The organism is Bacillus sp. FSL L8-0199 (assembly GCF_038005705.1).
In the GTDB taxonomy this organism is placed as follows: Bacteria; Bacillota; Bacilli; order Bacillales; family Bacillaceae_G; genus Bacillus_A; species Bacillus_A cereus.
In genome coordinates, this window is sequence record NZ_JBBOTS010000002.1 from 277,408 (window position 1) to 301,831 (window position 24,424).

A 24,424-nucleotide genomic window follows, 5' to 3' on the forward strand; every position below is an offset into this window, starting at 1 on the left:
CCTAACTTTGAAGGGAGAGTTCTATATGATTATTCCTTTAAGAGAAGGATATAGTAAAGATCGATCACTAGTAGGTGGAAAGGCAAGAAATCTATCGAAATTAATGGAGGCTGGAATAAAAGTACCGAATGGTTTTATTATATCCTCCAAATCCTTTTGGGAATTTATTGAAATCAATAATCTAGCTAATCAAATTAATCACTATTTAAAAACGATGGAAAATCCTAGTCATAGTATTAAAGAATTGTTTCATGTTAACAAAATTCCAAGTGACTTAGAAATGCAGGTAAAAAATGCATACGATAACTTGCTTTCTTCAACAGAAGTAGCAAAAGTTTCGGTAAGATCTTCTGCAGCTGCAGAAGATTTACATGATTCATCTTTTGCCGGACAATATGAAACATTTCTAAACGTTGGAAGTTTTGAAGGTTTAGTGAAGAGTATAAAGGAATGCTGGGCCTCCGTATGGTCTAATCAAGCTCTTCAATATTTACATAATGTCAATATTGACATAAAACAGGTTAAAATTGGTGTTTTGGTACAATCGATGGTACAGGCAGATACATCTGGCGTGGTATTTAGTGTGAATCCAGTAACCTCGTTATATGATGAAATCATTATTAATGCCAGTTATGGTCTAGGTGAGGCAATTGTATCAGGTCTCATAACCCCAGATATGTTTATTGTTTCAAAACAAGATAATACCATTTTGTATAAGGAGTTAGGACTTAAAGAATTTAAGGTTGTGGGAACAGTGGATGGTACAAAGGAAATACCAACGACTGAGCAAGAAAAAGCACTATTTAGTTTGCATGATAATCAAGTAGAACAGATTACGGAGGTAACGAAGAAAATAGAAAATTATTATCAATATCCAGTTGATGTTGAATTTGCAATAAATGAAAATGAAATGTATGTATTACAAGTAAGGCCTATAACTACTGTAAAGGAGCGTGTCAACTTTGAAAAATAAACTAATAGAACAAGATTTTCTGTTGTCTAATGATGATATGGACAGAGCATTCTGGGTACAAAATGATGTCCATTTTCCCAGACCATTAACACCACTTTTTACATCCCTTATTATGCCTGCAATGAGTAATGGTACAGAGGTATGTTATGAAAAAATGAAGATGCAAATAAAAAAAGTTGATGTAAAATCCTTAAATGGCTACTATTATCAGTCGGTTGTTCCTAGAAGCAAAGAAGATTATAGTCATGAAAAACATAAATCAATTATGATGAACGAAATTCCAAATATTACAAAAAAATTAGATGATTATGTTGATAATATATTTAATCCTTTTTATGAGAATTTATCAGCATTTCAAACCAAAAATAAATCCAGTCAATTAATTCTTCAGGCTGTAAAAGAGTTAGAACAATTTTTTATGCAAGCTTGGGTTATCCATTATGAGGTACTAACTCCTAAACAAGCAGCTGGTTGGATTTTGGAAGAGATGTATAGCCAATTGTTCAGCTCTGAAGATAAGTCGGTTATTTATGATTTATTAATTGGAACAATGAATAAATCATTAGAGACCGATAAAGCTATTTGGGAATTATCAAGGAAAGTAAAGAGTTCAACTAAATTAAATTATGTATTTGAAAAGACAGATATCGAAAGTCTTGCTGAACAATTAGCAAGTATAGAAAAGGGTCAGGAATTTATTTCAGATTTACAACGTGTCATGAATGAATATGGGTATAGAAGTGCTAATTTTCATGATTTTAATGAAGAAACTTGGGTTGAAAATCCTAAGTATATCCTTGGGATTGTAAAAACATATTTAAATATAAATTATGACTTTAATGAGAAGTTTATCGAATTAAATACAAAAAGAAATAAATTATTTAATCAATTATTATCTGAGATACCTGATAGTAAAGAAAAACAAAGGTTTATTAGCATGATTCAAACAACTTTACATATTTGGCGTATTGAAGAAGATCATCATTTCTATATTGATGCTATGCTTCCAGCTAGATCAAGACTCTTCTTTCTTGAAGTTGGTAACTATTTAGTAGAACAACAGATGATTTTAGATAAGCATGATATTTTTTATCTATATATAAATGAAGTCAAAGAATTGTTAGAACAACCCAATAATGTGAGAGATCTAATCGAGACACGAAAGAAAAAGCATCGAGAGAACATGAAGAATATTCCAGTTCCTTTTGTAGGAGACCCTGCAAATATGGGTAATGCGTATGAGTTAGAGCAAATCGTAGGTTTCCCACAAGAGCCTATAAACAAACAACAACAATCTTTTAAAGGTGCCGCTGCATCTAAAGGATTATACAAAGGTAAGGTTAAAATCATTCATTCACAGGAGGATTTTCATAGGGTTAATAAAGGAGATATCTTAGTAAGTAAAACGACGACACCACCTTGGACGGTCCTCTTTCCAATAGTCGGTGCAATTATAACGGATAGTGGCGGAATTCTCTCTCATGCTGGAATTATTGCAAGAGAATATGGTGTTCCAGCTGTGTTGGGAACAAAAGTAGCTACTTCTATTTTAAAAAATGGAGATGAAGTAACTGTAGATGGTACTAGTGGAATAGTTTATTTTTAATTGTTAGTACTACAAACAATATTAAGGGGTGAATGTATGCAGAAAATAAGACTCTTTTGTTTACCATACGCTGGTGGATCATCTTATGCATTTGGTAAATGGAATACCCATTTACATCCATCGATTGATTTAGTACCAATAGAATTACCAGGTAGGGGGAGAAGGATAAATGAACCTCTAATTTCTAATTATAAAGAAATGGTGAATGACATATTTGAGGCAATCAAAAATGAACTAGATGATTTGCCGTACATATTATTTGGTCATAGTATGGGTAGTCTATTAGTTTATGAATTAGTATATAAGATATTAGAATCGAATAAGAAAATGCCAATTTCAATTATTTTCTCTGGGGCAGAACCGCCAAAGTTACGAAAGCAGAAAGTAATTTCTACGTTGCCCGATGAGGAATTCATAGAAGAAATTCTTGCGATAGGTGGTACACCAAAAAACATTTTTTCTAATAAAGAGTTAGCTGAAATTTTTATTTCTATATTAAGATATGATTTTCAATTAATTGAGTCCTCTATTCCAGGAGATTATAACCCACTAGATATAGATGTTGTAATATTTTACGGAAGGCAAGATGATTCTACTAGTTTTACCAACCTACAAGAGTGGAAAAATTATACAACAAGAGCATGTAATATTATCGCTTTTGAAGGTGGGCATTTTTTTATACACGATAACGAAAGAGAAGTAGTAAAAGAAATTAATAGATTAGGGACAATTTCAGAAATATATACGAATATAAAAGGCGAATGCATATGAATTTACTGAAGTTCATCCTGAGGAGATAAATATTAATAGAATGATTTATCATGCAAATAGAGCTTAGCATCTTGTGTGTAGTTGGTATTGTCACACTAATTGTAATTGTATTAAAAAACTCAATATTATTGATTGATCGAATTAACTTATAAAAGAAGGTTATTCTATTCAAGGTGCATTAGTGAAAGCAAGAAAAAATAGAATGAGACCAATTTTTATGATAACTATTATAATAGTAGTAGGAATAGGATCTTTAGCCTTAGAATCTAGAATGTTCAGTGATTATTAAATACCATTGGCAACCGTAATTATTTGGCATTCTTATTTTCTACTTTTACAACATTATAGTTAAGTCAATCGTTTGTTAATTATTTTTCTTCTTACGTAAGAAATCAGTAACAAACGTGGAAGATACAAAGAAATTAGCTGACTAACAGGAAAGGGTTCGTTCTTAGCTTAATTTCGAAATCTTTTATGTAAAGTCTTATGACAATGCTCTAATGATGATAGCTTCTGCAGGACTATATCATTAGAGGAGTGAATAACATCAGTAGGAGGTAAAGCCTACTGATGAATGTTTCATTTTATGGAAACTGTTAGTTTTCATTGAATTGGAGTGGTTTAATGTCGCAAATTCATGCAATAAAGGTGCCAGAGGAAATAGTAGATGCTGATTATGAAAAATTGGTTAATTGTGTTTCAGCTAGTAAAAAAGAAAAATTAAGTAGATATTTTAATAAGAGAGATGCATATAGAAGTCTACTTGGTGATTTATTAGTTCGTGTATTTATATGGGATAAATTCCTTATTCCTAATGATCAAATTACGATTTCCTTTAATAAATATGAAAAGCCAGAAATCGATTTGGGTTTTCCGTTCTCATTTAATATATCCCATTCTAAAGACTGGGTAGTTTGTATATTTGGTAATCAAGAAGTAGGAGTGGACATTGAACAAATGGATAAGGTAAACCTGGATCTTGTTAAAAGTTATTTTAGCCAAACTGAGTATGAAGATCTTATCATTTTGCCTGAACCCATGAGGACAAAGTACTTTTTCAATTTATGGACTTTAAAGGAAAGTTATATTAAATGTATTGGTACTGGATTAAACTGTCCATTAAATTCTTTTACGATAAGGATAAATGGATCTTCTATCTTATGTATGGAAAATGATAATATTTTAAGTCCAAATTTATCATTTAAGTTATATCATTTTGATTCCAGTTATAGTTTGGCTGCTTGTGCAAATTCAATATTACCGGACAATGTAACCGTCATTACTTTCGAGGAACTTATCGTTAGAATCTAATACATATTAACAAATCATCGTTATTTATTAAGAAAGGGGTATTTTATGGGGAAACTTGTTGAACTTAAGAATATTAGTAAAGTGTACACAAATAAAAACGTACTACGTGATATTTCGCTGACAATCGATGAGGGGGAAATCATTGCAATTTTAGGAGGAAATGGTACTGGTAAAAGCACCATATTACGGATTATAGCTGGTCTAGAACGACCTAGTTCAGGAAAAGTTATTTACCCTAAAAAAAGTATTAGGGTTGGATATGTACCAGAAAGATTCTCTAAACTTCTTCGTTTTACACCAAGTGAATATTTAAATTATGTAGGAAAAATTGATGGCCTCTCTAAAGAATATTTAACAAAAAGAATTTCTTATTTACTAAATCGTTTTCAACTTAAGGAATTAAATAATCAATGGATTATGAATTTGTCAAAAGGTAACATCCAAAAGGTGGGAATAATTCAGGCTATTTTGCAAATTCCTGAACTATTAATTTTAGACGAGCCTATTTCTGGCCTTGATTTACATGCACAGCAAGAGTTATTGACAGTATTAAAGGAATTAAAAGAACAGGGTACTACCATTTTATTGACATACCATGAATCTAATATTTTTGAGAGCTTAGTAGAAAAGACTTATGATTTAAATAATGGTCTTATTTCTAAGGTGAATTCTGTAAAAATAGAACAAGAAAAGATTAAGTTATTGGAGGTAAAACAAATAGATGATTCCCATGTTAAGCAATGGCATGAAGTCATTTCTATGGAAAAGAAGGATAATAATTTGTTACTTTACGTTCATTTAAAAAATAGTGATGTCATACTATCAAGAATCCTTCAATTAAAAGGAAGTATTAATAGTGTATCAACTATAGACTTCGATAGGAAGATTAATAATGAGCGAGATGTATGAAGCGTCTTCCTTTTAATTTTTTTGAATAACCTTTTACTAATAATGACCTATGTTTTCTGTAAAATAAAAATGCAGTGCAATATCAGTCGGATATGGAATTTCTACAAGCATGACTCACACACTAGGGACGCTGTAATGACAAGCATTTGGTACTATCATGTTTGTCTCTCCATGTAAATCTGTGTTATTACAATTCTATGTATTTTTATTTTGTACTAAATATGATCTATACATAATATAAAAGGAGAGATTGTTTTGAAAGAATTTATTAAATATAGTTTACAAGATTATATCCGTTCCCATAAATATTTTCCACCTATTTCAACTTTCTTCATATTAATTGTTGTTAATTATACATACAAACCTAACCCAGTCATTAGTAGTTATGCAATAACTGCATTGATTTTATATATTATATCTTCTTGGATTTGTGTAAGTTTTTTATCCCTTGATTCACCTGTTCAGAAACAAATAATGACTCTACATATCAAAAGTAGTAATCGTTACTATATTTCTAAATTAATTTCAGTATGGCTTATTTCAATTGTACTTGCTGTTTTTGCATTTCTATATCCAATTATTTTTAATATGTTCAATGAACCTGTAACTATAATTGTTGGCTTAGTTTCTTTAGTAAATCATATTGCTTTAGCAACATTAGGTATTAGTGTTGCGAGCTTATTTAGTAAGTGGATAGTAGATAATCCTGTGAATTCTTATGGAGGGTTAGCAATTACCGTAATGACTTCAATAGGAGCAATAGGGATTTATGATCTTTTACCTTCCACCTTTAAGAATATAGTTTGGGTCATTCCCCCTGCAGTGAGCACACAAACGACACTGATTCATTGGAGTGGTAAAAGTATCTTAGAACTTTCTCTTTTTCCTTTTATTTGGGTATTTATTTACTCAGTGTTAATTTTATATCTATTTTTAAAATTATCGAAGCGATTAATGCGATAAAATTTGTAGGATATAATCTTAATATAAAAATTCTTCACTTCCATAAAAATGACTTCATTTTCTAAAAAGTAAGAAATAAAGTTGTGAAATATTAATATTATTTACAAATAAGGGGATGGGAAATATATGAAAGAGAATGTGGGAAATGAGATCTATTCTTGGATTAAATCATTAGCATTGGCATTAATCATAGCTTTTATTGTGCGTCAATTTTTATTCTCACCTATGAACGTAATTGGAGAATCAATGTTACCTACTTTTGAAAATAAAGATAAAGTTATGGTAAGTAAATTATCATATTTACAACGATTTGATATTGTAGTATTCGACGCACCGGATGCAAATGAGTATTATATTAAAAGGGTTATTGGTCTACCTGGGGATAGTATTGAAATGAAAGACGAAGTACTATATATTAATGGAAAAGAAATAGAACAACCTTATTTGGAGGGAATTAAGGGAGATAATAATTCATCTGGTATGCGTACAGGTGACTTCACTCTACAAGAATTAACTGGTGAAACAAAAGTACCTGAAGGATCATTATTTGTATTAGGGGATAATCGTATAATTAGTAAGGATAGTCGTTCTTTTGGATTTGTTTCTAAGGAATCCATTATAGGAGAAGTTAAATTTCAATATTATCCATTGGATAGAATAGGTATACCAAAATAAATCAGAGTGTTGGGAAATACTTTGGGTTTCCCAACACTCTGATAGTCATTTATTTTAATATCGGGTACCGCCACATCACTATCAAGCTAAGCTCATACAACGTCACTTTAGTAGAGGTTATTTCTTTTTTTCTAGAGGATACATGTAGGGAATTTAAAGATTTGCTTACGAAATAGACCCTAATGGGTTTCCTTTTTTGAATTAAGCCGCTTGATTATCAGACATGGTAAAATTGTAAACGATACCTAAAATATCAAAGACTGTTTTCTTCTCATATCGATGAGATTTTCGCCCATTTTGCTGTAGGAGGTTAAACAGACAAATGAGAATCTTTGATAGCTCTTGGGTGTATGAATCTTTATTCCTGTTGTATAGCTGCATAACGAATGAAAAAGGATTTGGGAGTTGAAATGCGGTTAAATCTAAAATACGGATACGCTATGAAAATAGAAGTATATGGAGAATAAATCGGTATAGATGAGGCCAATTTTTGGTTTAGTAGTTCAGCTAGTATGTGTTGTGAAAATTGGACGGCTGCTTGATTAAATCTTTGATTCAGTCCTTCAGGACTGATGAGTACTTCTGTTGATGCTTCAAACAGCTAGATAACTAAGTTAAAGACGTCTTAGCGACATTTTGGTTCATCCATACACATAAAGCGACTAGATTTTTTGCTTGGTACTTACTGGTTCGTTGAACAAAACCAATACCTCTAGCAAAATCTCGTAAGATATTTGGAAATAAGAAGCTTTGAATTTCTTGAGCGAATAGTTGTAATTCATCAGATACAGAAGTAGACATACAAAAACGCCATCCTTTCCTATTTGGAGTGAACCCTGAGAATGGGACGATAAAAAACACCTCTCTAAATCGTAAGTATCAGTTATGATTTTAATGGAGGGGTTTTTCGTATGGGGAAAAAGGCGCATTATCCCGCCGAAATAAAGTGGAAAGTAGTTGAAATGAAACACCAAGGATTCAAAAATAAAGAAATTATGGATGCCTTAGGAATTAGACATGTGGCTCAAATTAAAACTTGGATGAAATGGTATCGTGAAGGCGAAACCTATCGGTTTGAACAATCTATTGGAAGACAATCTGCACATGGAAAAGGCTTAAAAAGGTTAACAGAACTTGAACAAAAAGAATTAGAAATACGTTATTTAAAGGCAAAAATTATATTGCTAGAAAAGTGCCAAGAAATCTTAAGGAGGTGGGAGGAAAAGAAGAAATAATGAAAATGATAAAGAAATGGCAATCAATTTTTACAATTGCAGAACTGTGTTCCATATTTAATATTTCACGTGCTATTTATTATCGTTGGAAAAAGCAGGAGAGAACAGTAACTAATCATGAAGAAAAAACCGTAATAGAAATATGTCAACATCATAAATATCGGTATGGATATCGTCGGGTTACAGCTTGTCTACGTGATCAATTTAACATCGTAATGAATCATAAAAAAGTATTACGTATCATGAGAAATATAACGTATTATCTCGTGTTAGAAAAAAGAAAAAGATATTTGTGCTCGGTCATGAACCAGTGGTAGCTAAAAATAGAATATAACGGAGATTTAAAGCTACCACTGGTTCATGAAAAATGGTTCACTGATATCACGTATTTGATGTTCGGCAATAAGACTCTTTATTTTTCATCTATTATAGAAGGGGTTAACAATGAAATTGTAAGTTATAAAATAGCTGAGACACAGGATGTTTCTCTTATATTAGATACTCTAAAAAGGCTTTAAGAAAGCGAAATGTGATTGATACGATTTTACATTCGGATCAAGGAAAAGTGTATACATCAAAACAATTTCAAACATATGCCAAAGAAAAAGATATTATCACAAGCATGTCTCGTACAGGAAACTGCCATGATAATGCCCTCATAGAATCTTTTCATTCTCATTTGAAATCCGAAGGATTCTATGAGCAAAATATAAAACAATCGAATAATGTTAGTGTAATACAAACTGTGGATGAATACATCCACTACTATAATAATGAACGGATTCAGAGAAAATTAGATAATATGTCACCTATAGCTTATAGGAAACATGTTATTTAGGTGTTTTTTTTGTCTCACCAAATGGGGTCAGACCACCTATGATTCTACAGAAAGAATAGGGTATTTTTCATTTTAGGGGGTATTTTGTTTTGTTAGCTTGACAGCGATGTAGCGGTATCCCTAAAAGAGTTCGAAAACTAACAACTTATTGCATTATGAAGTAATAAATAAAGAATCTTTATAAAAAAAACCTCTCTTTTTTAGAGAGGTTTACTTTTTCTCACGCATTTTTTCCAAATACATTAACGCATCATCCAGCGTATCCACTGGTACAATTTTCATTTTTGTTTTAATATCTTTCGCAGCCTCAAGTGCGTCTTTATAATTCGATTTCTCCGCACCTTTTTCATTTGGTGCAAAGAACACTTCAGCACCAGCATCACTTGCAGCGACCACTTTTTGCTGAATACCACCAATCTGGCCAACTTCTCCCTTTTCATTAATCGTACCTGTTCCAGCTATTTCATGTCCTTTTGTTAAATCATCTTCTACAAGTTGATTATATATTTCTAATGTAAACATTAGGCCTGCCGATGGTCCGCCTATTTCATGAGAATCAATCTTCACTTTTGGATCTACCACTAATTCTCTTTCCGTAACGATAGATACACCTATACCAACACGTCCATTTCCATTCGGAATGGTTTTTAAATTTAGATTTTCTTTTAACTGTTTTCCATTTCTCTTGTACTCAATATTTACTGTATCTCCTTCTTTTTTCCCTGTCATATATTCAATAAATTCCTCCGTCTTTTCAAATGTTTTTCCGTCGACAGCTACGATGACATCTCCAAGTTTAAGCATTCCTTCTGACGGCATCCCTTTCGCTACACCAGTAACCAATACACCTTTATTTTCAAAAGAAACAGTGCGATTTGCACGTTTATAAGCATTATAAATTGCTGCATTTTGCGAATCTTTCATTGCATACCTTTGGCGGAATTTATATTCTTCATCACTCTCACTTTTTTGCAAAATTTCTTCCGTTTTTAAAACGTGTGTATATGTATTAAACTGTGCGGCTATTAAGCTTACCATATTTGCAGGTTTCATCGCGACAGTGACAACCATAAAATCACCAGACGCCTTCTTTCCATCAACCACTTGAATGTATGGATCTAATTTCGCAGCCATACCTGGCTTTGTCACATAATATGGTAAACGCACATAAACAAGTAGTAACGCTAATATAATCCCTATTAAAATTGTATATATAAACTGAAAACGCTTAAACATGATATTTCTCCTTCCACTTCTCAGACCCAAATAATGCCTGGCCTTAATATGTGTAAAAGCAGGCGAACTAAATTGTTCTACTGCTGGCGCACCATTAAATTTGCTGCTATTTACCGATTTATAACAAGTTCGTGTTGCATAATTACACCATAAATAGATGTAATCTCTCCATTCACTTTAATCAGAGTTACATCAACTGCGATTACAATATCAACCTCTAAATATTTTACAACCGATACAGGAATGTGTTCAATTAATTCAGTATCTTCTAATAAGTGGTCATTTGTTTTTTCTGGGACAAACACTCTCGGTACAGATACACTAACTCGAACTGCCTCTACGATCGAACCGTTTGTATAAAGGAAACTTTTTCTCTTTCAAAATGTCAGTAGTTACAACAGCCGGTGGGATATCTAACTCTTCTAAACTCTTAGTATATGTAACCATTTTAACCATATCTTCGATAATTTTCCAACATTAAAGCTTATTTGGGCCCAGTACCCGCATTACTATAAAGTAATCAAATGTAGAAAGTTACATACGAATTTAGGTAAACTTGAGGCTCATTTATCAGTCCTTGAGTCTAAGAGCTAAACCGAATGAAGAAATTAATTAAAATTGTTATTTAACAGAGCTTATTCCTCAAATGAATTTCTGAATTTGTAAAAAAATGTGTGTGTGAAAATAAAAACCGTTTAAAATATAGTCGGTAAAATAATACCGGCTTTTTTCTTTAGGGGCGGGGAAGGTATTCGGAATTTTTGTTCGACAGACACCTGCAAAATCCGTACAGACTTTAAAACTTTGGGTCTAATTTACGAGATAATATTCTACGCTTTTCGCAACAAAAATATTTAAATTTAACAATATTATTGACTTAGAATAAACGTAAGCTACAATCCTTAAGCTTAAAGGTGACTTAACGGTACTCTGGTAAACTTAGTTTTGTAATTATTACATAACGAAAAAGGAGCCAAAATATGACAAGCACTCAACTGTTAGATAATAATATACCGTTAGGTTTATACGAATTATCTATGCCAGGTTACGAAAAGTTGAAGTGGTATCCTATCGAAGTAAAACGAGGAAAGCAGACGTTTCAATTTAAAGTGTACCGATTGGATAAAATAATATCTGTATTTTATATCGATGAATTAGGACGGAAACGTGTGTTAACAAGTATGGAAGAGTTAACGATGATGTTGGTAGTCGAGGAAGATAAGAAACGGTTTCGGGAATTCGTAGGGGATTCCGAATGGATCCTGTTAGACGGCATGTGTGCCGATAGAGGGATGGCGAAAGAAGAAATAACTGTGTATTTATATTTGAAGGCGCATGCGTTGGACGAAATGGAAGGAAATTGAATAAGAAATAAAAACGGCCTTAGTGGTGGTGGTCTTTTTCATTTATTTTGCTAAAGCAGGATGTTGTCAATAATCGCTAACAGCGGTAGGAAGGTTTTTATATAGGAAGTTATCAAAATTAACTTTGTCTATTGTTTCACGATCTATATTCATCTTCACGACAGAACTGAAAAAATAGTCCCTAAAAAACTAAAAAATTAGATCAGACAATTTATCTTCCCAAAAAATATTTTAATACTGTGGAAAATTCATATATAAAACTAACGCGAAATATGATATGATAAAAGTAACAAAATACTTCTAAAACTATCTTGCAAAAGGACACACCTACGCATAAATATGCCGTAGGTGTGTCCTTTTTTATGTATTTTTAAGATTTCAAGACTCAAAAGGGGGATATATATTGTGTACCAGTAATATAGCATCTACTAATGTTTCTTTTGAAAAATTGAAAAGTCAGGAAGAGAATGAAAAAACATAGTGTCAATATGTCCGAATTGTAAGAAACGCTCATTTAGAGCACTTTATAATGATTCTCCAAAATGGATACAGTTTTGCCTATGTTGTAATTATCGAGAAGTAAATACAATAGAGAGTCCGTTTGTTTATTAGATGTAGCTATTTACGTATTTTGATTAGGAGGAAGAAATTCCGATATGAAAATATGAATTAAGGCTATTTGTATAACATTATTTGTATTTCAAATGACAGCATGTAGCAATTCGACGCAAACAAAAAATGATTCGAGACCTGCCCAAGCAGTACAAAACGGAATACAACAGCACGTAGAAGGGAAAGCTATTGTTGATATTCCAGGGATTATAAGGGGAAATTAAAAGACTTAGAGACCGTTAAAGGGAAGGTATTACATATAAAAGACGGAGATACAATAGACGTAAACGTAAAGGGGCAGAGACAGACGGTAAGGTTACTGTTATTAGATACCCCTGAGTCTGTATCTCAAAAAATTCCACCACAAAAGATGGGAAAAGAAGCATCTTCCTTTTTAAAGAAACAGCTAGAAGGGAAAAGTGTAACATTTGTTTATGATCGGGGACCAAAAGAAGACAAATACCGTAGGAAATTGGCTTATGTATTTTGCGATGGAATACACATCAACGAATTAATGGTCAAGTCGGGTTATGGGATTATAGCCTATATTTCTAGACCTAATACTACATTTCTATCTGAAATGAAAGAAGCAGAAAACGAAGCAAAAGAATCAAAGGTTGGTGTATGGAGCATTAAAGGCTTTGTAGATGAAAAGAACCGGCATTATAACCGTAATGATGCAGATTAACCCCTAACCCATTGCAATACAAATATTTGTGCAAAATGGAGGTTTTTTGAATGAATGAAAACAAAAGAAATATGCTCTTATCCTTTATCATTTCAATTTTATTTATTTTCGCGAGTCTATTGCCAGTTAGTAATAATGAATATGTGTATGTTATCTCAAAAATTGGTGCTGCAGCTGGTGTAATAAATATTGTGATGATGAGCGTTTTCTTGTATTTTCAAAGCAAAAAAACGGGACATTTATTAAATTAGTAATTAAAGCTAAATAGTTTTCCTTACTCATATTCTTTTAAGTTTGGTAAGGAAAACCGAAAAGGAGTGTGAAAGGTGAGTCAAGTACCTGGATTTTTAAAGTTTGTTTTAGCGAAAGAAAGACGGTATGTATATTTAGTTGTAGCAGAAAAGAAAAACAAAAAAGTACATACACACATGGTATATAGATTTGGTCTGCTAGAAAAAGCATTAGAAACCATGTACGAAATGCGTGGTGATTTTGAAAATCTTTTCCCTCTAGAATTAAATGAGAGGGGATACGACTGGGAAGATATCAATGATTGGATACTTTCTATTAAAACAGGGTACTCGAAACACGGAAATAAACTAGTCATATATTAGCAAATGTTTTGTATTTTAAAAAATAGGTGAGGCGAAAATAAGATGTTGATCATTCAAAAGTATCACATTGTAATTGCTTGGACGATAGCTACTAGTGCAATGTTAATTAGTTTGTTTTTTAGTGAATGGATGAAGCTGCCGCCATGTGATTTGTGCTGGTACCAAAGAATGGCCATGTATCCATTAGTATTAATATTGGGGGTAGGGATATATAGAAAAGATTCGCACGTAAGCACGTATGCATTTCCATTTGCGTGTATCGGTTTAATGTTATCTGTATATCAAATTACAATTCAAGCGTTTCCTAATAGTGAGATGCAGATTTGTTCAGTAGGAGTTTCTTGCACAAAAGATTACTTAAATTTATTCGGTTTCATCTCGATACCTATGCTATCTTTTGTTGGATTTTTAGCTATCATAATACTTCTATATATTAAATCTGAGAGAGACAAAAGAATAAACAATACAGCGATTATGAACAATATGCTCGAATAAACACAAAATACCTATAAATAGATAAAAAATAAAAAGAGTTAAAAAAGGAGAAATAAAAAATGACAACAATGCAAGTAAGTAATGAAATGTACAAAATTCCAGAGGCGGATATAGAACTATTAAAAATCATGGCCCATCCAGTTAGATTACAAATTGTGAAAGAGCTAGAACGCCACAAAATTTGTAATGTAACACAGTTAACAGAGCTATTAGATGTGCCTCAATCTACCGTATCTCAGCATTTATCTAAAATGCGTGGAAAAATTCTTCGCTCAGAAAGAAGAGGATTAGAGATGTATTATCATATTGTGAATTCCAAGGCATGTCAGATTGTCGGAGTATTAGGTATTTAATTCTACATCGAAATAGGATGATAGAAAGAGTGTTGTTAAATATAGCTGCAAAAGATGATGTACTGCAGAATGATAAATTCACAAGCTTAAAGTTTAGTCCTTCTAATAATGGAGGAGCTGACTGTGGTGAAAAATTGATATAGGAGTTACTAAAAAAGAGTGCAGTACATGTGCATTCTTTTTCTTTGTGCCATAGCTACAATAGATAAAGTATTTTGTTTTGCTATGCGAAAACGATATTTTTGACTTTTTAAGCAAAGAAAATATTTAGTTTACTGATTTGTATAGTTGGAATTAAAGTTTAGAATATTCTGTGTCAACATTATCAATTTACTATAGTTTCCAATTATGTAAAGATAGAATTGATTATAATTTTCCGTAAATATTAGATTGAAAACTATTATAAGGGGAATTTGAGTATTTATAGCTTGTTTATAAACGATGATTGGGGGATACAGACAATAGGGTGATCAAGTACTGGTAGAATTTATTAAACGAAATGAGGTGACTTTAACTTGAGAGAAATTGCGAAAAAAGTACAAATGTTACGTTTACAGGAGGAGCATTCCGGGCGTAAGGCAGACGCAGAACAGTATTCTTCCAAGCGATGTAAAATAGAAAGAGAGGGTATTAATTTAGAAAAAAATAGAGTTAAAAAACAAACTCAAAAATTTCAAACGTCAGAAGAAAAATGGGACATAAAATGTAAAAAAGCAGTACAATTATTTAATCAAGGAGAGGAATATCCAACTATTGCAAAAAATCTGAGGTGCAATGTGAGTAGTTTGTATAGAGAACTTAAGAAACGGGGCACATTACAAACACCAAAGCAGGTAGCAGTATCTAAATCATTAAAATCACCCATAACATCAACACGAACAAAAAAAACAAATTTTGAGAGATATAAAGAATATTATATGTACAAATAGAAGAATTCATGGCTATAAATCTATACTTAATTCTTTAGTGTTAAAAAGCTCAGATTATAAAAGGTACAATGAAAAAATGCATGTTTAGCAGCAAATCTTCTTACAGTATTGATAGAGCATCTTTTTATTTTTTAGGATATTTATTTTCTGATAATAACATCCAACAAATATTGAAGGCTATTACCTGTTGCTTAGATCATAAAAATATTCATAAAATTAAATCCTTACTTATATTTGTTGAGTAGTTGGGTAAGAAAAGTTTTTTTACAAATGTTAAAATAAGAATAATTTGTCTAAAGCAAAAGAATCACCATGTCATAAAGGATTCTTTTAGAAGAGTTAGAGAGATGTTGTCACTTGACTCATATTGATTTTATGTTAAAAAGAAAGAATATTCAATCTTATTTTATGTTTCTCAATATATTTCGTTTATTTTCATATTATAATATAGTCAATTCTTTTTATTGATGTATCTCATTCTATATATTTTCCTGGAGTGAATCCTTTTACTAAGGATTCTTTTTTTATTATTAATAAAAATAAAAGCCCTCACAATGAAGTGAAGACCTTTGTTTATTTAGGCTAGTATGGCCGCGAGCATATTGTATGATTTTATCCTCGCTAAATTAAGATCTTAACCACCATGATTTCCATGAGCATATTGAATAACATCAATAGCTTTATGTGTTTCTGTAGGGGATTGGGCACCAAACATTAAAGTAAAAATAGTAATTACACCAACTAAACCGAGAATTGTCTTTTTCATTTTAATGCCTCCTTCTCAATAACTTTTTTTCCTGCTTGAGAACATGAATAGAAATAATGACTTGCTTTAATATGGTTATTCTCTTTATAAAATGCAGTAGCAAGATATTCTTCGTATTCCTTAATGAATTCGAAAAGTTCTTGCTCTTTAAAATATGATACGCCTTTTAACACTGTCATTTCAAGTGCTTCGGCAGGAAAACCTCCATTCATTGCATCTAATATTTTAAAATGGTGTAGATACTCTATATTTTCAATCTCTTGACAAACGGAATATCCTTTTGCTATGAGATCTTTGGCAACGGAGTGATTTCCTTCCTTCATGTGTTCCCTTGCCTCAATAAAAAGAGCCTTATAATTGTTAGGCATTTTTTGATTTACTTCTGAAAGATATCTAATGGCTAATGGCGAAAGATTTTGAGTAGCATACATTAACCCTAAATTTTGACGCACCATTAAAATAAATTGTTCTTCGTCTATTTTTTGGAACATATCCATTGCTTTCGTGAAATATTCTTCAGCGAGTTCCCATTCTCTCAAATGAGTACAAGCTAAGCCTATAAGATTATCACAGAATGCTACATTGATCTCATACCCAGCATGTTGAGCAAAGATTTCTCTTGCCTCTGATACTTTTTTATAAGATAATAGCCCTTGATATATGTCATAATGGAAAGCTCCAACTTTATAATAAAATTCCGCTTTTTCCAATTCATCAGGAATGCAGTCTAAAAGTTTTTCTGCTTTTTCATAACTCTCCTTTGCGATTTGGTATTTGCCAATAGTAGAGGCATGAATCCCTTTGAAAAAGTGATAATAATAAGCTAAGAAATTGTCTGTAGGCATATCAAAAGCCTCAACTTTGTCAAAACTGCTTTTTGAAACGCTTAAATTATCAATTACAAATTGGTATCTAAAATCTAGTAGTGAGTAGTAGAGTATTAAATCTTGATCCACTTCAATATTATGCATCTTAGAATCAATTATTTCTTTTAATTGATGTGCATTACCTATACGCCTTGAGCGGATTTCAAGATACCAATCGTTTAATAGCTTTGTAATTTCATTAATCCCCTTAGCTGAAACCATCATTATATATTCCCCCATCCTATAAAAGCCTACTAATGTTATATATTACCATTATAGCAAAGTATCCAGTTCGTTTAATTGTATTATATTTATTTTTCAATAAAATTCAGAAAAATAAGTTAATTATGATAACCAAATTATATTTGATTTATAGTTCTCTCATTAACAATTCAAGCAAACGTGATGTGATTGAAGTGAGTCGGAAAATAGCATGTTTGCATGAAAGTGGAATGAATAAATATGAAAGCCTCTCTCTACTATAATGGCAGCTTATTGAAGTTTTAGGCTAATAATTAATAGACAGTTTTAGTTAAGGAAATTTAAAATCCCTGTCTTTAAAGACAGGGATTAAAAAAAGGGATGACAGTTAACAACTGAAGGTACCATTATATTACCATTATTGGAATTTTTATTCCATGTTTTTATGTTGAGAAATAAATAATATATGATGTAAAAGGTGAGATGAGTAGAGGGTTCTTATAGGTTTAGCAATATGAGAAAGTAAATATTTCAATTAAATTTTTCTTGAAACGAGGAGTGGAAGTATTGTTTTTGCTTAGAAAACATTATTCAAAGTTATGTAGAGATTATGATATGAATAAAAAGAGTCTGGTAAAAAATTATAAGACACCAATTCATTGGAACGGTAAAAAACTGTTTTCGGAATAGGTGTCTTTTTGTATTGAGTAGAATGTATTTTCTCAACAGGAAAAATTGTAATTATCTATAAGTATTACTTATAAGGATAATAGGAAAGTAGAAATTAATAATAAAGGAGAATGCGAAATGTTAACAGTAATATCTAATAATGATCTAGCTAAAATCCGTGAAGAAGATGTAGATGTATTGAAGGTAATGGCGCATCCGGTTCGATTAAAAATCATAAGTGAATTAATACATCATAAAATGTGCAATGTTACACAGTTAACAGAAATATTAAAACTTCCACAATCCACTGTTTCACAACACTTAGCAAAGTTAAGAGGAATCGTACTCCGTGCAGAAAGAAAAGGACTAGAGATGCATTATTATATTGATAATACTAAAGCTCGTCAGATTGTAGAAATTTTAGGACTATAGGTAAATTATACGTAAAAGTTTCCTAGGTCTAAGATAAATCATGTACCATCTAATCGAATTATCGCAGAGGAGTTTGGAATTAACCGTACTGTTCCAGGTGCTACCCAATACATGCAAGATCTTATTTCTATCTTTAACCAAAAAGGATGGCATAAATCATTCTATGCATTCCGTGAAGACACATGGACAGGGATGAATTATGAATTGGGAACAGGAAAATTAAAATGGGATGAAGAGGGTAAACCGATGCGTCAAGATAATTCACTCTGGGATGTAATAAAAAAAGATCTACAAACGCATAAATAGTTTAGATTGTTAGGGTTAAGGACTAAATGTAAGCATCTAATTCAAATAGAATTAGATGCTTTTTATTTCAAAAAAATGTGGTCGTAATTGTTTAAACCTTTAAAGTGAAAAAAGTTTTATGAATTTTTTGTGAGATTCCAACCCTTAAATGTTGAAATTTATTTACTTATTTCTCCATTTGGATATATTTCTCCAATTGGATGGAAGTTTAGAATACAGAATCAAAACATAATAGGCTGTTATCGATGAGTTTATCGTAAAGTTGTTATTTAATGTGTCATCAAATAACATTTATATACAATAATACATAAAGAAAAGGAGATATATATATAAAAATATAGAGTAATAGACACAACTTAAATAGTATGAATAGTTTAGATTGTAAAAACATGAAGAAGAAAACAAAAAATCCTTAAGAGTACTAAGGAAAAATGAGGGAGATAATATGAGGAATAATTCAAAACATAAAACTAGAAAAATACTTGCAGCTACTGCTACAGTAACTATGCTTGCGACTGGAATGATTTCTTCATCAGATGTCTTTGCAGAGGAAACGCAGCAGCAAAAAAATTTATCGACATCACTGCAAAGTGAAAAATCAGTTAAATCAGAAAATAGAACATTTACAGTCCCAGGAAAAGGGGATGTTGAGGTACTGAAACAACAGGAAAGAAAAAGTATGGCATTTAGTCCATATGAACCAACTGGTTTATATGCAAAGCCAAATGAACAAATAACGATTAATGTAGAAGGTAATCAAGATATTCAGGTGTATATTGGAACGTATTCGTATGATGCTTCTTGGAGAGAAGATTCTAAGATAAAATCATTTACATTAAAACCTGGTATAAACACAATCCAATCTCCAAATGGGGGGATGATTTATTTTTATAATAAACAACAAGGTGGTAGCATTCGAACAACAATTACAACAGGTGGAACGACTACGCCTTTCTTTGAACTAGGAAAGCATACGAAACAAGATTTAATAAACATGCTGGACCAGTATCCTAATGCACATGCAGTAGAGTTAAAAGGAGAACGTGTATTAATTACGGCTAGCCCTGCACGTGTTAAGAAATATTTGTTGGGTTCTAATACAGATCCTGTACAACTCTTAAAAAAGATGGATGAAGCTACTCGAATTCAAGACAAAGTAGCTGGATTATCTGAAGAACAAGTAGATAAACATTATGTTCATTACGTAGAAGAAAATCATTCTCCTGATTATTATATGTATGCAACTTCTTATCGAACAGCATATGTAGGAGATGCAATCCAATACGTGTTAGATATTAATAAATTTATAACAGATGGCTGGGGCCCTTGGCATGAGGCAGGACATTTGAGACAACAATCGCCCTGGAAGTTTTATAATATGACAGAAGTACAAAATAATATATACAGCCTTTCTGTAGAAAAAGCATTTAATCAACCATCCAACTTAGAGAAAAGTGGAATTTATCCAAAAGCATTTCAATATCTAGAACAAGTGAATAAAAATTATGATGAAATTAGCGATGTTTTTGTAAAGCTTGTTATGCTTTGGCAATTACAGTTAGCGTATGGAGAGGATTTCTATCCTAAATTACATCAATTGTATAGAGACATGCCTTCAAGTGAACTTCCACAAACTGATGAAAATAAAAAACAACTATTTATGATTTCAGCATCAAAAGTAGCCAAACAAAATTTAATTCCTTTCTTTGAGAAGTGGGGATTACGTCCAAATAACGATACAATTCAAAAAGTAGCTGCATTAGGATATCCGATTTTAACAGTAGAGATTTGGAAGGGTACGGATTCTAATCCAATTAAACCAGATATGCCTAATGTAAATAATATTTTAGAAGGAAACCAGTTTGCATGGTCACTAAAAGGAATTAGTGATTTCGAGTTTGCAAAAATCAATTTCAATAAATCAACAGAAGAAATGCAAATTGATTTAAAAGCAGGCGTACCACATCATTATTTTAATGAAACATATGCGAGTATTAAAGTACAAAATGCATCAGGTAAAGTAATGTACAATAAAGACATTTATGGGAACAAACAACAAAATGCTGAATCACAAAAAGTTTCAGTCAAAGTAGGAGATTATATTGAGCTGACACATTTAGAAGGTGTGCATAGAGCTACTCTCACAAATGTAGATAATAGTAAACAAGAGAGCTTTGGAAAAAAAGCCATGTACGAAGTTACAAAGGAAGGTCTGAAGAAAGTAAATCAAATTGTTAATCCGAAACCGGACACAGAATCTCCAACACAGCCACAAGGATTATATGCAAGCAACCTTACTTCTAACAGTGTAGAGCTAAAATGGAATCCTTCTACAGATAATGTAGGTGTAAAAGAATATCAGGTATTACGCGATGGACAATTGATTCAAACGGTACAAGGAACGACGTTTACTGATCAAAACTTAACAGTTAATAAGGAATACAAATATGCAGTGAAGGCTGTAGATGCAGCTGGAAATACATCAATTCAAAGTGAAATTCTTCTGGTAAAAACAAAAGATCAAAATGTATCTTATGAGAAATGGGATCCAAAGAAGGCATATACAAAGGGCGATAAAGTTGAACATCAAGGGACAGTGTATGAAGCGGTTCAAAGTCATCAAGGAAATGGGGACCCGAATTGGATATTTGCGTTATCTTTATGGAAACCAATTACAATCAAATAACATGAAAGAATCAGATGTAAAGATAGAACAACATAAAATTGGGGCAGTATTTTAAAGATTTACTGGATGTTGCTTGAATTTTGATAGATTTCTCTACTAAGTTATTATTCAATATTGAACTACTCACCACTTAACGCCCTTACGGACTTTTTGAAGTGGGAGATTCCTGCGAAAACCGGTGTATCCACCGGTTTTCTTAGCAGGCTCTACCCGTAGTCCCTACGGTGAGAACATAAGTATCTTGTACGTTAACGCACCACACTCCCTACTTTAGCTTGGTTTTCGCAACTTCGGTAAGCATGGGGCGATAGAACGTTGAAGATTTTACGGTTGCAACGTTTTTCTGCAACCAACCCCATATCTTCAGTTTTCAAAGAGCAATCTGTATAAGTAAATGATAACAAACATGTTGGCTTATGCCAACCGACATTCATCTCCCACCTAAAATTGGTGTTTTACACCTTCACATTTTTGAAGAAGGAGTCTTCTGTCGGGAAACAATAAAAATTAGAAAAGGATGTAGATTAGTGATTAGTCAGAAAACGAAGAAAAGATTTAATAAAGTTATTATAATGACCGCAGCATGTAGCATGTTTTCTATGTTTGGAACGTCTATTTTGCACACTAAAGCTGCAACACATTCAGCTGCTCCAGCAGTTTATGTGAGTCCCAAAAATATATCTGCCTCAGATATTATTAGTATAGACTGGTCACCAGTTCAGACACCACCTTATACGTACTGGGCTGTACACAACTGGAATGCAGGTGGTGAAGCTGGAGGATATGCTGGTTTTCAACAACAAAGTGGGTTCGATGAAAATGGAAAACGTACTTTACATTTTGCCTTATGGGATCCAATTTCCTCTAAAGAAGCAATAAAGGCCGAATACTTATCTCCGAATTCGCAAGCTGGACCCTTTGGAGGAGAAGGAACAGGAATGAAGGTTCAAACAACTTATGGTTGGAAAGACTACAATTGGTACACAATGACAATGCGTTCATGGCAAGAAAATGGTCATACTAAATTTGGACAATGGATGAAAGATGTAACAAACAATAAATGGCATCAAATTGCAATTATGGACTTTCCGGTTGCTAATGTTGCATTTAATCATGGGTTAGGAATGTTTCAAGAAGACTGGGCTGATAGTGGACAGAATGTTCGAGAAGCGCGCCTGAAAAATGGTTATAGCCGAAAATTAGTTGATAAACAATGGAGTTCTTGGAATAATCAAAGTATTTCTGGAACGCATGATAATACTTATCAATATGATGGAGGAGCTACTTCAGAATATGTATGGGTCAAAGCAGGAGGTAATACGCAGTCTACTATTGGGGCAGGAAAAATATTCACGCTAAATCAACCTACTCAACCTGAAATAGGAAAACTAGATTATGATATCCAATCTATATATTATGAAGATGAAAAATTAAATGTATCTTGGAAACTAAAAGAAAATAGTACACCGCAATTTAAGGGGAAAATTGAAATTTATAATAATGAAAATATGACGGGCCAACCTATTAGCGTAATTGATGATATTAAATCTTATCAAAATGGAATCAGTCAATCTATATCATTACCAACAAGTGCTTATGCAAAAATTGTATTAACGGATATATTTGATCAAACTGTTGAGAAAAAGGTACAAATCAAAAATGAATCTCCAAACATTTTTGAAGGTAATGAATTTGCATGGTCGTTGAAAGGGATTGGAGATTTTGAATTTGCGAAAGTAAATTTAAATAAATCAACAGAAGAAATGCAAATAGATCTAAAAGCAGGTGTACCACATAACTACTTTGATAGTACATATGCAAGTATTAAAGTGCAAAACACATCAGGTAAAGTGGTCTATAACAAAGAGATTTATGGAAACAAACAGCAAAATGCTGAATCGCAAAAAGTTCCAGTCAAAGTAGGCGATTATATAGAGTTAAGACATCTAGAAGGTGTACATAGAGCTACTCTTACAAATGTAGATAATAGTAAGCAAGAGAGCTTTGGAAAAAAAGCTATATACGAAGTTACAAAGGAAGGCCTGAAGAAAGTAGAAAAAATGCCAGAAGCAACAATTTTAGAAGGAAACAAGTTTGCGTGGTCATTAAAAGGATATAGTGATAGAGAAATTGCAAAAGTAGATTATGATAAAACGGTAGAAGAGATGAAGGTAAAACTAGAATCAGGTGTACCACATTCCTATTTTGCTAGTACATATGCGAGTATTAAGGTTCAAAATTCTTCTGGCAACGTTCTGTACAATAAGGAAATCGTGGGAAATAAACAACAAAATGCTGAAAGCCAAACTGTGCCCGTCAAGGTAGGGGATTACATTGAATTTACCCATATAGAAGGAGAAGCAACAAAGGAAAAAACGCGAGCAACTTTAACTAACCTTGAAAATAACAAAAATGAAACCATTGGAAAGACAGCGAGGTATCAAGTGACAAAAGAAGGCTTGAAGAAAGTAGAGAAAATGCCAGAAACAACGGTTTTAGATGGAAATCAATTCGCTTGGTCATTAAAGGGATATAATGATCGAGAAATCGCGAAAATAGAATATAACAAAGCAACAGAAAAAATGCAGATTAAATTAGAAGCGGGTATCCCCCATTCTTATTTTACTAATACGTATGCAAGCATTAAAGTCCAGAATTCATCCGGTAATATTTTGTACAATAAAGAAATTATAGGAAATAGACAACAATCTGCTGAGAGCCAAACTGTTTCAGTCAAAGTAGGAGATTGTATTGAGTTTACTCATATAGAGGGAGAAGCACAAAAGGAAAAGACACGCGCCACACTTACTAATCTTGAGAATAGTAAACAGGAGTATATGGGAAAGAAAAGAATATATCAGGTTACCTCTATGGGATTATTAATAAAGCCATAGATTTCAATACAAAAGTTAAATTATAGATTTAT

General features: G+C 32.2%; 19 protein-coding genes and 7 pseudogenes. 20 read left to right on the forward strand and 6 right to left on the reverse strand.

What is annotated here, in order from left to right; genetic code table 11:
* Positions 1-25 precede the first annotated feature (25 nt).
* The 7 genes from NST86_RS29160 to lepB all read left to right on the forward strand — a co-directional run bounded on the left by NST86_RS29160 (position 26) and on the right by lepB (position 7,208).
* Entirely contained in the window at positions 26-973 is a 948-nt protein-coding gene (locus tag NST86_RS29160) for a PEP/pyruvate-binding domain-containing protein (RefSeq protein WP_176543210.1), read from the forward strand.
* A complete protein-coding gene (locus NST86_RS29165; RefSeq protein WP_061663199.1) occupies positions 963-2,579 on the forward strand; it encodes a PEP-utilizing enzyme in 1,617 nt (538 codons plus the stop codon). Before NST86_RS29160 ends, NST86_RS29165 begins: the two co-directional genes overlap by 11 nt.
* 36 nt (positions 2,580-2,615) lie before the next feature.
* Entirely contained in the window at positions 2,616-3,350 is a 735-nt protein-coding gene (locus tag NST86_RS29170; protein ID WP_061663200.1) for a thioesterase II family protein, read from the forward strand.
* A 624-nt stretch (positions 3,351-3,974) separates the two neighbouring features.
* Positions 3,975-4,661, forward strand: coding sequence for a 4'-phosphopantetheinyl transferase family protein (locus NST86_RS29175; protein WP_061663201.1), 687 nt, complete (start codon positions 3,975-3,977; stop codon positions 4,659-4,661).
* A 45-nt stretch (positions 4,662-4,706) separates the two neighbouring features.
* Positions 4,707-5,570 (forward strand): ABC transporter ATP-binding protein, encoded by an 864-nt coding sequence (locus NST86_RS29180; RefSeq protein WP_061663202.1) that lies wholly within the window; start codon positions 4,707-4,709, stop codon positions 5,568-5,570.
* A gap of 255 nt (positions 5,571-5,825) precedes the next feature.
* Positions 5,826-6,533, forward strand: coding sequence for a hypothetical protein (locus NST86_RS29185; RefSeq protein WP_061663203.1), 708 nt, complete (start codon positions 5,826-5,828; stop codon positions 6,531-6,533).
* Positions 6,534-6,659: 126 nt separating this feature from the next.
* Complete coding sequence (gene lepB, locus NST86_RS29190) at positions 6,660-7,208, forward strand: signal peptidase I (protein ID WP_061663204.1); 549 nt, start codon at positions 6,660-6,662, stop codon at positions 7,206-7,208.
* Between the two features lie 201 nt (positions 7,209-7,409).
* On the opposite strand, the pseudogene NST86_RS34940 reads toward lepB, so the two are convergent.
* A pseudogene (locus NST86_RS34940) lies at positions 7,410-7,583 on the reverse strand (IS4 family transposase); the annotation flags it as partial.
* 6 nt (positions 7,584-7,589) lie between these two features.
* Positions 7,590-8,009 (reverse strand): annotated as a pseudogene (locus NST86_RS29195) (IS4 family transposase); the annotation flags it as partial.
* A gap of 110 nt (positions 8,010-8,119) precedes the next feature.
* Between NST86_RS29195 and NST86_RS29200 the strand changes: the two are divergent.
* Positions 8,120-9,281 (forward strand): annotated as a pseudogene (locus NST86_RS29200) (IS3 family transposase).
* Positions 9,282-9,491: 210 nt separating this feature from the next.
* Here the strand turns inward: NST86_RS29200 and NST86_RS29205 are convergent.
* Both NST86_RS29205 and NST86_RS29210 read right to left on the reverse strand, forming a co-directional pair.
* Complete coding sequence (locus NST86_RS29205; RefSeq protein ID WP_061663137.1) at positions 9,492-10,517, reverse strand: SepM family pheromone-processing serine protease; 1,026 nt, start codon at positions 10,515-10,517, stop codon at positions 9,492-9,494.
* A 42-nt stretch (positions 10,518-10,559) separates the two neighbouring features.
* A pseudogene (locus NST86_RS29210) lies at positions 10,560-10,988 on the reverse strand (patatin family protein); the annotation flags it as partial.
* A gap of 509 nt (positions 10,989-11,497) precedes the next feature.
* On the opposite strand from NST86_RS29210, the gene NST86_RS29215 reads away from it, so the two are divergent.
* The 8 genes and pseudogenes from NST86_RS29215 to NST86_RS29250 all read left to right on the forward strand — a co-directional run bounded on the left by NST86_RS29215 (position 11,498) and on the right by NST86_RS29250 (position 15,572).
* A complete protein-coding gene (locus NST86_RS29215) occupies positions 11,498-11,881 on the forward strand; it encodes a hypothetical protein (RefSeq protein ID WP_253703314.1) in 384 nt (127 codons plus the stop codon).
* Positions 11,882-12,284: 403 nt separating this feature from the next.
* Positions 12,285-12,493 (forward strand): annotated as a pseudogene (locus tag NST86_RS29220) (hypothetical protein).
* A gap of 92 nt (positions 12,494-12,585) precedes the next feature.
* Positions 12,586-13,181: pseudogene (locus NST86_RS29225) on the forward strand (thermonuclease family protein).
* A 50-nt stretch (positions 13,182-13,231) separates the two neighbouring features.
* Positions 13,232-13,432: a hypothetical protein gene (locus tag NST86_RS29230; RefSeq protein WP_061663135.1), complete on the forward strand. Its 201-nt coding sequence runs from the start codon at positions 13,232-13,234 to the stop codon at positions 13,430-13,432.
* Between the two features lie 75 nt (positions 13,433-13,507).
* Complete coding sequence (locus NST86_RS29235) at positions 13,508-13,795, forward strand: hypothetical protein (protein WP_061663134.1); 288 nt, start codon at positions 13,508-13,510, stop codon at positions 13,793-13,795.
* 42 nt (positions 13,796-13,837) lie between these two features.
* Positions 13,838-14,290 (forward strand): disulfide oxidoreductase, encoded by a 453-nt coding sequence (locus NST86_RS29240; RefSeq protein WP_000905546.1) that lies wholly within the window; start codon positions 13,838-13,840, stop codon positions 14,288-14,290.
* A 59-nt stretch (positions 14,291-14,349) separates the two neighbouring features.
* Positions 14,350-14,643: an ArsR/SmtB family transcription factor gene (locus tag NST86_RS29245; protein WP_000210393.1), complete on the forward strand. Its 294-nt coding sequence runs from the start codon at positions 14,350-14,352 to the stop codon at positions 14,641-14,643.
* Positions 14,644-15,158: 515 nt separating this feature from the next.
* On the forward strand, positions 15,159-15,572 hold the full coding sequence (locus tag NST86_RS29250) for a hypothetical protein (RefSeq protein WP_061663133.1): 414 nt from the start codon (positions 15,159-15,161) through the stop codon (positions 15,570-15,572).
* 634 nt (positions 15,573-16,206) lie between these two features.
* Here the strand turns inward: NST86_RS29250 and NST86_RS29255 are convergent.
* Together NST86_RS29255 and NST86_RS29260 are read right to left on the reverse strand one after the other, a co-directional pair.
* Entirely contained in the window at positions 16,207-16,338 is a 132-nt protein-coding gene (locus NST86_RS29255; RefSeq protein ID WP_000751016.1) for a hypothetical protein, read from the reverse strand.
* Positions 16,335-17,429 carry a Rap family tetratricopeptide repeat protein gene (locus NST86_RS29260; protein WP_047387458.1) on the reverse strand — a complete coding sequence of 365 codons (1,095 nt, stop codon included), beginning with the start codon at positions 17,427-17,429 and terminating at the stop codon, positions 16,335-16,337. Before NST86_RS29260 ends, NST86_RS29255 begins: the two co-directional genes overlap by 4 nt.
* Positions 17,430-18,212: 783 nt before the next feature.
* Between NST86_RS29260 and NST86_RS29265 the strand changes: the two genes are divergently transcribed.
* The 4 genes and pseudogenes from NST86_RS29265 to NST86_RS29280 all read left to right on the forward strand — a co-directional run bounded on the left by NST86_RS29265 (position 18,213) and on the right by NST86_RS29280 (position 24,392).
* The gene (locus tag NST86_RS29265) at positions 18,213-18,506 is read left to right on the forward strand and encodes an ArsR/SmtB family transcription factor (RefSeq protein WP_000958631.1); all 294 of its coding nucleotides are present in this window, start codon (positions 18,213-18,215) and stop codon (positions 18,504-18,506) included.
* Positions 18,507-18,533: 27 nt separating this feature from the next.
* A pseudogene (locus NST86_RS29270) lies at positions 18,534-18,812 on the forward strand (glycoside hydrolase family 5 protein); the annotation flags it as partial.
* 445 nt (positions 18,813-19,257) lie between these two features.
* A complete protein-coding gene (locus NST86_RS29275; RefSeq protein WP_227593332.1) occupies positions 19,258-21,498 on the forward strand; it encodes a M60 family metallopeptidase in 2,241 nt (746 codons plus the stop codon).
* Positions 21,499-22,025: 527 nt separating this feature from the next.
* Complete coding sequence (locus NST86_RS29280) at positions 22,026-24,392, forward strand: putative mucin/carbohydrate-binding domain-containing protein (protein ID WP_086423800.1); 2,367 nt, start codon at positions 22,026-22,028, stop codon at positions 24,390-24,392.
* The last annotated feature ends 32 nt before the right edge of the window (positions 24,393-24,424 follow it).

Coding starts and splice junctions, on each gene's coding strand:
- NST86_RS29245 (WP_000210393.1), top strand. CDS start 14,350: ATGACAACAATGCAAGTAAGTAATGAAATGTACAAAATTCCAGAGGCG.
- NST86_RS29215 (WP_253703314.1), top strand. CDS start 11,498: ATGACAAGCACTCAACTGTTAGATAATAATATACCGTTAGGTTTATAC.
- NST86_RS29255 (WP_000751016.1), bottom strand. CDS start 16,338: ATGAAAAAGACAATTCTCGGTTTAGTTGGTGTAATTACTATTTTTACT.
- NST86_RS29265 (WP_000958631.1), top strand. CDS start 18,213: ATGTTAACAGTAATATCTAATAATGATCTAGCTAAAATCCGTGAAGAA.
- NST86_RS29175 (WP_061663201.1), top strand. CDS start 3,975: ATGTCGCAAATTCATGCAATAAAGGTGCCAGAGGAAATAGTAGATGCT.
- NST86_RS29260 (WP_047387458.1), bottom strand. CDS start 17,429: ATGATGGTTTCAGCTAAGGGGATTAATGAAATTACAAAGCTATTAAAC.
- NST86_RS29205 (WP_061663137.1), bottom strand. CDS start 10,517: ATGTTTAAGCGTTTTCAGTTTATATATACAATTTTAATAGGGATTATA.
- NST86_RS29230 (WP_061663135.1), top strand. CDS start 13,232: ATGAATGAAAACAAAAGAAATATGCTCTTATCCTTTATCATTTCAATT.
- lepB (WP_061663204.1), top strand. CDS start 6,660: ATGAAAGAGAATGTGGGAAATGAGATCTATTCTTGGATTAAATCATTA.
- NST86_RS29180 (WP_061663202.1), top strand. CDS start 4,707: ATGGGGAAACTTGTTGAACTTAAGAATATTAGTAAAGTGTACACAAAT.
- NST86_RS29170 (WP_061663200.1), top strand. CDS start 2,616: ATGCAGAAAATAAGACTCTTTTGTTTACCATACGCTGGTGGATCATCT.
- NST86_RS29275 (WP_227593332.1), top strand. CDS start 19,258: ATGAGGAATAATTCAAAACATAAAACTAGAAAAATACTTGCAGCTACT.
- NST86_RS29160 (WP_176543210.1), top strand. CDS start 26: ATGATTATTCCTTTAAGAGAAGGATATAGTAAAGATCGATCACTAGTA.
- NST86_RS29240 (WP_000905546.1), top strand. CDS start 13,838: ATGTTGATCATTCAAAAGTATCACATTGTAATTGCTTGGACGATAGCT.